This is a genomic window from Paractinoplanes rishiriensis, assembly GCF_016862375.1.
Taxonomy (GTDB): Bacteria; Actinomycetota; Actinomycetes; order Mycobacteriales; family Micromonosporaceae; genus Actinoplanes; species Actinoplanes rishiriensis.
The window spans coordinates 57,636-64,433 of record NZ_BOMV01000106.1; the positions used below are offsets into that span (position 1 = coordinate 57,636).

A 6,798-nucleotide genomic window follows, 5' to 3' on the forward strand; every position below is an offset into this window, starting at 1 on the left:
GATTGCCATAGCTCGGGTAGTGACGGTAGCTGCGGGGGTGTTCGCGCCGGGGCATCTCGGTGAGCTGACCCGCTTCGTGCCGTTCGAGATGATCGATGATGTGCTGGCCATGACCCGGCGGGCGCAGGCCCGGGTCCGGCTGCTGCCGGCTCGGGTCGTGATGTATCTGCTGCTGGCCGGGTGCCTGTTCGCTGAGCTCGGCTATGGGCAGGTATGGGCGAAGCTGGTCAGCGGGTTGGGTGGGCTGCCGTTGGTTTCGCCGTCCAGTTCGGCGCTGCGGCAGGCTCGTCAAAGGCTGGGACCGGCTCCGATGCGGGCGTTGTTCGATCTGTTGCGCGGGCCGGCCGCCACGACTGCTGCTCAGGTCCGCTGGCGGGGTCTGCTGATGGTCGTGCTCGACGGGACCTTCCTGAGCGTTGCGGACTCGCCCGCCAACACCGCCCGATACGCCAAGCAGCGTTGCAACAACGGCACCTCGTCGGGCTATCCGCTGTTGCGGCTCAGCGCCCTGCTGACCTGCGGAACCCGGTCGGTGATCGACGCGGTGTTCGATCCGCTGCGCGTCGGTGAGCTCGATCAGGCCAGAATCCTCAGCCGCAGCCTGCGACCAGGGATGCTGCTACTGGCCGACCGCTACTACGACGCTGCCGATTTCTTGGCCACGGTCACCACAACCGGCGCCGGCCTGCTGATCCGGGGCAAAGCCAACCGCCGCCTGCCGGTGATCCGCCGCCTGCCCGACGGTTCCTGGCTCAGCCGTATCGGCGCGCTGAACATCCGGGTGATCGAAGCCCAGATCCGGATCACCACCAGCCAGGGCACCCGCACCGGCGACTACCGCCTGCGGACCACACTGCTCGACCCGTACGCCTACCCGGCCGGTGAACTGGTGCGGCTCTACCACGAACGCTGGGAGATCGAGACCGCCTACCTCGAACTCAAATCCAGCATCCTCGGCGGACGCGTTCTGCGCGCCCGCACCCCCGACGGCATCGACCAGGAACTACACGCCTTGTTGGTCGTCTACCAGATCCTGCGCACCGCCATGCTCGATGCCACCGACAGCCGGCCCGGCACCGATCCCGACCGGGCCAGCCTCACCACCGCCCTGAACACCGCCCGCGACCAAATCGTGCACGCTGCCGGAGTCATCACCGACACCGTCATCGACCTCGTCGGAGCCATCGGCGCCGCCGTCCTGGACAACCTGCTACCCGAGCGACGCGTCCGCACCAAAACCCGCATGACCAAACGCTCGAACAGCAAATACCAAGCCCGCGGCCCGAACATCGACCGGCGCAGCTACCGAGCCACCACCAGCATCAACATCATCGACCCCAGCCCTTGACCACAACCACCACCCACTAACTGAGCGGCGTTGGCCCTAGTTCCTCCTTCACCTCGCGGCTGGCCGCATGCCACGGATCCTCGCCGTCCTCGAGCCCGCCGCCGGGAATCTCCCACGTGTCAACGCGGTACGCGGGCTGGACGAGCAGAACCCGGCCGTCCTCGTCGTACAGGATCAAACCGGCACCGGTGATGTTCTTGGGCAGGGCTGCGTAATAGTCGGCCGGCGGTAGCGGAGCTGGAGTCACGCTGCTGCTCGGGCACGACGACGCCAACAGCGCTAGCCAATCGGAAGAGCCCGTACGCGCACCGAACTGCTTCCCGATCGGATGAAGAGCGGACAGGTCAGTTCCGGTTGCTCGTCCGCGTGCGGGATGCCGGGGCATCCCCGCGCTTTGCGTCGATACCACATATTGACAGAATGCGCACAGCGAGGTTTGGAATGTGCGTCAATTGGCCGGCTCGCGACACACCGCGACCAACGGGCGGCAACGCCCGGTGGCCTTGAATCAACTAGTCACTAGTAAGATGATCAACGACAAGGGATCGTGGTCGCACTGTTCACTGGCGCCGGGAGCTAGTCCCCCTGGACCCTCCGGGTAACGCCTCGCAGGGCGTGAAAAGGGCGCGATCGGGCAACCCGGCACCCTCTTCAAGGCCGTGACGCGGGTGACTGCACGGCGGGCCGTTCCAAGCCAGCACCTGCGATTCTGTCACCGCGGGGCGCTGCAGCTGGTCGTCCAGGAGGTTGTTTCCGGTCAGTTTCCCGCGCCAGAGGAGCTGACCGCAGGCCACGCACGGCCGTTGTGCGCACCGACATAGCTCGTCGGCTAGCACAGGTTCAGGGATGGGAGTGACCGGACTCAGGAAAGTCCGAGATGACGGCGAAGGACATAGCCGCCATCTCCGCGGTGGTCGTAGCGGTTCTGGCCGCGCCGGCTCTGCTCTGTCTGCCGGCCTATGCTGCGGGTCCTCGCCGGTGAGCTGATGCCGGCCTCATATGGGAATGACGGCTTTGGTCGGCGTTATCGTCCTGGTAGGTCTCTACCTATGGTGTTGAGCGACAGGTTGATGTCAGCGCGGTGGCATTTGAGGGTCAGTCAGGGATGCCGCGAGCGCGGGATTCGGCGACGTGTCGGAAGTAGTCGCTGCCGTGCTCGACGCTTCCGCTGCGGCGCCGTAGCAGGAAGTTTTCATGGGCGTGGATGATCATGCGAGTGGCGAACTGGAGAGTGCGCATGTTGATGTGCCCGATCTGTTCGTCCTCTGCCGTGACCGTGCTGCTGCGGGCGCCGGGGAAGCTGACGAGTGCCACATTGCGGCTGACCGGGAAGGTGATCTCGATGTTGTGATCGGCGAGCGATTGCTGCCGTCCGGCGACGGCCTGTTCAAGGTCGCCCCACATCAAGGGGCTGTCGGAGCAGATGAAACCGCCGGTGGTCGTGGAGTCGGTGACGTGCAGCTCCCATTGCCTGCCCTGGAGCATCTTCAAGAGGGCATCTTGCGCGTAGGGGAAGGAGATCAGTGCGGGGACCTTCGGTTCCGCGGGGAACCAAGATCTGTCGCGGATTCCCCGAAGGGCTTCGTCGTAGGGCGGCCATTGGTCTCCCGCCGCGCCGTTGCGGATCTCGGCTGCTCTGAGTCCCTCCCACTGCTCACGCTGTACCTGGCCGGCGCGCAGTTTGGCTCCGATGCTGTTCCTGATCGCGTTGGCGACCTGAGCCAGGCCCCGGCGGTTGCTGGCTGCGAGCAGAGCTGCATAGGACAGCGTTTCGCCGATTTCCTTGCCAGGGTTGGTGATGGTGCCTGTGCCGACTTGCTTGACGTACGGTGCGACGAGGTCCTCGTGATCGGCCCTGATCTTCTCCAGGAGGTTCGGGTCGACGCCGGGTTCCTCGACGCGGTAGAAGTCGTTCTCGCGGCAGATCTTCTTGGGCGGCCCCTCGAAGTGATTGCCGGTCTTGTAGTCGAACACTCGTAGCTTTCCCCCCGCGGTCGGATCGCCGAAGCCGGCCAGGTAGAACGCCGATACACCGACGTGGTGCCTACGCGGTTCGTTGGCGGTCATGGCAGCTCCTTCAGCGGTCGACGGTGAGCCGGTTGATGGCGGCGTCGAGGTCGTCGTCGGCGGGCAGGGTGTAGATCCGGGTGGAGTCGAGCGAAGCGTGGCCGAGAAGCTCGGCGACGGTGACGAGGTCGACGCCGGAGCGAACGAGATCGGTGCCGAAGGAGTGCCGCAGGACGTGCGGCGTGACCAGTTCGGCGAGGCCGGCCGTGACTGCGATGTTGCCGATGATCTCGTCGGCGGTTCGCAGCGAGAGCCGGTCGCCTGCGCGGTTGAGAAACAGCGCCGGGCTGGTGTCGGAGCCGGGCCAGGTGCGGCGTTCGGCGAGCCAGGCGTCGAGCGCGGCGGCGAGTTCGGGGTGCACGGGGACGGACCGGTTCTTGCGTCCCCTCCCGCGGATGCGCAGCCGCCGCCGGTGTTGGGTGATGGGCAGGTCGTCGAGGTCCAGGCCGACGGCTTCGGCGATGCGGGCGCCGGCGAACCGCATCACCGCGGCGAGCGCACGCTCCCGCGGGTCGGCGGCCTGGGCGGCGCGTTGCCACCGGGTGTCGTCGCGGCCGACGAGAGCCTTGGGTGCGCGGCGGGCGGGTAGGTCGAGCCGGGCGACCGTGGTGCCGTCGAGCTTGCCGAGGCCGCGGCGCAGCGCCAGGTCGGAGACCGCCGCGAGGGCGGCGTTGACCGTCGCGGGGGCGCGTTTGAGGATGCCGTGCAGGTGGGCTTTGTAGTCGCGGGCCGCCCACGCCGCGGCGTTGGGGTCGGTGAGTGGGTCGCCGTCGACGTCGCTGGCGGCGAGCCACGCGAGGTACACCCGGACCCGGGAGAGATAGGTACGCCGGGCTTCGGCGGTCATGTCTGCGCGGCCGAGATCCACGGCGTACGCGTCGAGGACTGCCACGTACTTCTCGGGCAGCGGCGTCGGCGTCCGGCCGCGCTGACGCGGGACCTTGTTCGCTGAACCTGTTCCGCCCGGTTCGACAGCCGCCGTTGCCCCGTTCTCTGAATCCACGTGACCTATTGTATTAGAGACCGCACATTCTCTGAATGGAGGTGATCTAGTGGCTCAGCCCCAGACGCCAGAACAGATCATGGCGGCCATCATGGCGAACCCGCGTATCGCAAGAAACCGGACGTGGGGACCGTTTCTTTCAGCCTTAGCCGAGGAGGTTCTTGCTGCGCCGCCCACGCCCGTGGTTCAGGTCAACAGCACCGCTGTCCGAAATCGGCTCGGCTGGGAAGTTCCGACGCTCAGTGGCGCCCACGCCTCGCTTCACCAATGGGTCGAGCGGAACTTTCCTGCGGTTCCTTGGCAGCACGCTTTCGGCGCGAACAGTGTGCCTGCGTTGTACTCCATGGCGCCTTCCGTCGCCCATGTCGTTCTTGACTGACAGCAAGGACCAGAACCACGATCGACCTGCGACGCCGCGGCTCTTGCCCGACTGGGTCCACAGCGGAATGATCGACGCCGGTCAATGGCAGGTACTATAGGCCATCGGGGCGACGTGCGGGAGGGGCCGTGGCGCGAGCGCGGGTCGACCCGGAACAGCGCGTGGCCACGATGGCCCGGCTGGTCGCGCTGCGTTCGGTTGGTTCGCTGACCACCGGGCACGTGCGGATGGCGGCCGCGGGCCTGGAGGTCGCCGAGCGCACGGTGTGGCGGTGGCTGGACGCGGCCGCCCCGGCGGCGGCCCGGACCCGTACACGCTGTCGGCGGCCGACCGGGAGGCCTTCGCCTACTTCCGCGGCAACATCGCCGCGGTGGCCCCGGCCCGCGCCGCGGTGGTGGGCGGGCTCGGCCAGGTGGCCGGGGCGCCGGTGCCGGACTTCCAGGTCACCGGCTGGACTGGCGCACGGCCGGTCACCGAGCGGACCCCGCAGCGGGCGTTCGAGCGCGAGCTCACGCCGGCGGAACTCGCCGCCTGGCGTACCGGGAAAGATGGCCGCCGGGCGGCCAGCGTGTACCTGACCTGGCCGGCGGCCGGCCGCAACGTGGTCTGGGAATTGGACCACAAGCAGCTGCCGATCCTGGTGCTGCCGTCGCGCGGCCCGGCGGTGTGTCCGTGGCTGACCAGCGTGATCGATGATGGCACCCGGGCGCTGGTCGGATGGGCGATCGCGTTGAACCTCAAGAAACGCGGTCTCCTGCGCAGCCTCAACGGACCTCACCACGCCGAGCTCCACCCCGACGTCGCATTCAGCCTCGCTCGCCACGAGTGCCACTGCCATCAACCTGTCGCCGGCCACTGACAACAACTCGTCGGCGCCACTGCCATCAACCGGTCGCTAAACAACCGGCTCAAAGCATGAGCGGTCGGCGATACCCGCCCGGACAGTGTCGGCCACGGCCAGAAGCCGCGAACGGCCGTCCGAAGGCTAATGGTGGTCTCACAATGACGCTCAAGCCAGCATCGAGCGACGCGTTCGCCTTGGCGTGGACACCATGCGGGCTCCCGGTCCGGAGTATGAGCCGCCTGCTGAGAGCTGCGCGAAAAATGTCATAGGTGACCGCCATCCTGAGCACATGGCAGAACCCGCCACGCCAACGCCACCCAACCCTATCGAGCTATCAATCAGCGAAGCGCGCACCCGGTTCGTGCAGCTGGTGCGGCTGACCAGCCTCACCCGGCAGACAACGCTGATCGTCGATCACGGACGCCCCATCGCCGCGCTCGTCTCCCCGGACAGGTTGACGCGGGCATCGCCTGAACCCCGAGCGCTACCCGGCACACCGGCCACGGCTGCCGGATGGGCGAAGCGCCTGGAGGTCGTCCGCGAGGGTCTGCAACGCCAGCACGCCACCCGACTCGGTGAACTCACCGCCGCCCTGGACGCGACGTGGCGCATTCTGGACTCATGGCGCCCACCCGGCTCGGACCGAAGCCATGACGCCCTCAGAGCCGTCCACGCCGAGCTCCGCCGCCATCAATAGAACCATCGACGCATGTCTTGCTCAAGATTGAGGGCACCGCCGCGCCTGTCGGCCCGCGCAGCGCCCAGCGGTGCCCTCAGCAGCATTGCGGGCGACGCCGTCTGTTCAACGCCCGCGCACAGGATCAGCGGGCCGCGTACGCGCCCACCACAGAACTTGGAATCCGGCCGCGCTCCGACACCTGGTGGCCATTCTTGACCGCCCACTCCCGGATCGCCTGATTCTCCTGCCGCGAGCTTGCATGCGACGCCGCCCGTGGACCCCGAGCAGGCCGACGGTCGACTCCGCTGCGCCCTACGCGCGTTCCCGCGGACAAGAACGGATCGAGCGCCTTCCGAAGCTTGCCGGCGTTCTTCTCCGACAGATCGATGGTGTAGTTCACTCCGTCCAGACCGAACTCGATAGTCCGATCGGCGTCGGTGCCGTCCAGATCGTCGGTCAACTTCGTAATGATTTGCTT

Annotated in this window: 8 protein-coding genes; 4 read left to right on the forward strand and 4 right to left on the reverse strand. The window is 67.3% G+C overall.

The features are described 5' to 3' along the window. Window positions 1-19: 19 nt before the first annotated feature. Window positions 20-1,348 (forward strand): IS4 family transposase, encoded by a 1,329-nt coding sequence (locus tag Ari01nite_RS45040; RefSeq protein ID WP_239163560.1) that lies wholly within the window; start codon window positions 20-22, stop codon window positions 1,346-1,348. 16 nt (window positions 1,349-1,364) lie between these two features. Here the strand turns inward: Ari01nite_RS45040 and Ari01nite_RS50535 are convergent, their stop codons facing one another. The 3 genes from Ari01nite_RS50535 to Ari01nite_RS45055 form a co-directional block, all read right to left on the reverse strand. Beyond that, window positions 1,365-1,595: an NUDIX domain-containing protein gene (locus tag Ari01nite_RS50535; RefSeq protein ID WP_239163561.1), complete on the reverse strand. Its 231-nt coding sequence runs from the start codon at window positions 1,593-1,595 to the stop codon at window positions 1,365-1,367. An 848-nt stretch (window positions 1,596-2,443) separates the two neighbouring features. Continuing rightward, window positions 2,444-3,415, reverse strand: a complete 972-nt coding sequence (locus Ari01nite_RS45050) for a DUF4238 domain-containing protein (protein ID WP_203790379.1) — start codon at window positions 3,413-3,415, stop codon at window positions 2,444-2,446. Window positions 3,416-3,425: 10 nt separating this feature from the next. Then, window positions 3,426-4,418 (reverse strand): tyrosine-type recombinase/integrase, encoded by a 993-nt coding sequence (locus Ari01nite_RS45055; protein WP_203790380.1) that lies wholly within the window; start codon window positions 4,416-4,418, stop codon window positions 3,426-3,428. A 49-nt stretch (window positions 4,419-4,467) separates the two neighbouring features. On the opposite strand from Ari01nite_RS45055, the gene Ari01nite_RS45060 reads away from it, so the two are divergent. From Ari01nite_RS45060 to Ari01nite_RS45070, 3 genes are all read left to right on the forward strand, one after another. Further along, window positions 4,468-4,797, forward strand: a complete 330-nt coding sequence (locus tag Ari01nite_RS45060) for a hypothetical protein (protein ID WP_203790382.1) — start codon at window positions 4,468-4,470, stop codon at window positions 4,795-4,797. 271 nt (window positions 4,798-5,068) lie between these two features. After that, the gene (locus tag Ari01nite_RS45065; RefSeq protein ID WP_203790384.1) at window positions 5,069-5,656 is read left to right on the forward strand and encodes a hypothetical protein; all 588 of its coding nucleotides are present in this window, start codon (window positions 5,069-5,071) and stop codon (window positions 5,654-5,656) included. A 274-nt stretch (window positions 5,657-5,930) separates the two neighbouring features. Beyond that, window positions 5,931-6,338 (forward strand): type II toxin-antitoxin system Phd/YefM family antitoxin, encoded by a 408-nt coding sequence (locus Ari01nite_RS45070; RefSeq protein WP_203790386.1) that lies wholly within the window; start codon window positions 5,931-5,933, stop codon window positions 6,336-6,338. A gap of 124 nt (window positions 6,339-6,462) precedes the next feature. On the opposite strand, the gene Ari01nite_RS45075 is transcribed toward Ari01nite_RS45070, so the two are convergent. Then, a partial coding sequence (locus tag Ari01nite_RS45075) for a histone-like nucleoid-structuring protein Lsr2 (protein ID WP_203790387.1) occupies window positions 6,463-6,798 on the reverse strand: 336 nt, incomplete at its 5' end.